2 protein-coding genes are annotated in these 2,289 nt (G+C 46.0%); one reads left to right on the top strand and one right to left on the bottom strand.

Features of this window, described 5'->3' with window-relative positions; all coding sequences use genetic code 11:
• The coding region (locus ACEW8S_RS14720) for a SusD/RagB family nutrient-binding outer membrane lipoprotein (RefSeq protein WP_373518889.1) at positions 1–818 on the top strand (818 nt) is incomplete at its 5' end.
• Between the two features lie 24 nt (positions 819–842).
• Here the strand turns inward: ACEW8S_RS14720 and ggt are convergent.
• Positions 843–2,289 (bottom strand): gamma-glutamyltransferase (gene ggt / locus ACEW8S_RS14725; protein ID WP_373518890.1); only part of this gene is annotated, 1,447 nt, incomplete at its 5' end.

The following is a 2,289-nucleotide window of genomic DNA, read 5'->3' on the forward strand; positions in this document are numbered from 1 at the left end:
ACATGCTAAAGGCGAGATATATGATCCATTTGAAGGATGTACAGGGCTATAGCGCAACAGAAGTGTTGACCGCGGTCGACAATGGATTTCAATCCAATGATGATAACGCCAGGGTCGATTTTTTCGAACAATCGGTCAATCCATGGTTCAATATCGCCAGGAACAATGCCGATCTGTTGTTGGGCGGTTGGATATCGGAACAGTTTATCCAGGCGTTGGACGGAACTTCGTACGATGCCGTAGATCCCAGATTAAAGCTCATGGTGGGCACGACCGATGATGGGGAATTTGTGGGTACCGAAAATGGTGCAGGTAGGGGGAATGCACCTGAACAAGGGGCAAGATCCACCCTTATCGAAGACCAATTTTATACCTCCGAAACGGCACCTATCTTAATCGCTACCTATAGCGAACAAAAATTTATAGAGGCCGAAGCAGCGTTTATAGTTGATAAACCAAGATCCTATCAAGCCTATTTGGACGGTATCATGGCCCATATGGAAATGTTGGAAGTCCCCCAAGCCGATATAGACGCCTATTTGGCGAGTCCGCAGGTAAGTATGGGCGAAGGCGCGTTTACGGTCGATGCCATTTTTAAGGAAAAATGGGTGGCCTTGTTCTTACATCCCGAGGCATGGAACGATGCACGTCGGTTCGACTACCAGTACAAGGACATGACCTTACCGGCTAACCTAAATACGGGATTGAACGGGGAATACATTAGAAGATTGCCATATCCCGATAATGAAACTAGCCGAAACGGACAGAATATTCCTTCTGTCAGCTTGCTAGATCGTATTTTTTGGGATGCCGAGTAAAGACGTGCATATTGGTTTGGAATTTCAATACCCGATCGGCGCCCCATCAGGACTCGAAGAATCGGAAGCTCCGATATAAATATTCAGTTCAGGATCATAAATAATGCCCATCAACCGACCCAGATTTTCTACTCCCCGAGTTTTATGGCCCATTTTTTCAAGGGACTTTTGGGTATCCGGTGAAAGCAGATACTTTTCAAACTCCAGTTGATCGGGCAGCCATTGATGGTGAATCTTCATCGTTTCTATGGCTTTCTCGATCGGCATTTCATATCCCAATACGTTCAGAACGGTTTGGAAAACGGTGTTGATAATCGTTCTCCCTCCAGGACTACCGATTACCAAATAAGGTGTTCCGACTTTGGCCACGATGGTAGGTGTCATGCTCGAAAGCATCCGTTTTTCGGGCCGGATAAGGTTCGGGTCGCTTCCTATCAGTCCACTGCTATTCGTATAGCCCGGTTGCGGATTAAAGTCCCCCATCTCATTGTTGAAGATAAACCCCAGTTTTTGGGAACCCATTTCAGATCCATAGGAGTGTTCCAAAGTATAGGTAAGCGATACGGCATTATGGTCTTTGTCCATTACCGATAAATGGGTGGTATTCGTACCGTCATTAAGCTGTCCAAATCGGGTCGAATCGCTCACGGAAGCATTATAAAAATCGATATTGTCATATCGCATTTTAGCAAAATCCTTTGAAATCAACTTATCAAGGGGCAGATCGGGATTGAAATCGGGATCTCCAAGATGTTCGGCCCTATCGGCAAAGGCCCTTCGCATGGTTTCGGCTACAAGATGTACATATTCGGTGGAATTGAAGGCTACGGAATCAAGGTTGGCCAGCTCTATCAGATTCATCATTTCAATCAAGGCCACACCTCCGGAACTGGGCGGGGGCATGGAATATATGTCATAGCCATGATAGGTGCCTTTTACGGGCTCACGTTCAATAGCGGTATATTTTTCAAGATCTTCATGGCCAATAAGACCGCCGTTGTTTTTCATGTAGGCTGCAATTTCTTGGGCCACCTTGCCTTTATAGAACCCATCCCTACCATGTCTTTTGATTTCTTTTAGGGTATTTGCCAATTCTTTTTGCTTCCATAGGTCTCCGTGTTCGAGCAACATACCCCCAGAATCGTTAAAGTAATTTTTCATAAAATCGGGAGATGGACCTGAACGTATATCTTTAGCATGGGAGGAAAGGGTATACGAAAGAACGATCCCTTTCCTGGCCAGATCGATAGCAGGCTGCACCAGCTTTTTCCAAGGTAATGAACCGTATTTGCCATGCGCCATATAGAGCCCTGCCACGGTTCCGGGAACGCCCACGGATTTTAGTCCGTTGTGGTTGCTACCTTCAATAAGCTTGTCCTGTTCATCCAAAAACATATCGGGCGTGGCAAGCAACGGCGCTTTTTCCCTAAAATCGATGGTCGTTGTTTTACTAGTGGAATCCATAAACACG

It is taken from the genome of Pricia sp. (assembly GCF_041745955.1).
Taxonomy (GTDB): domain Bacteria; phylum Bacteroidota; class Bacteroidia; order Flavobacteriales; family Flavobacteriaceae; genus Pricia.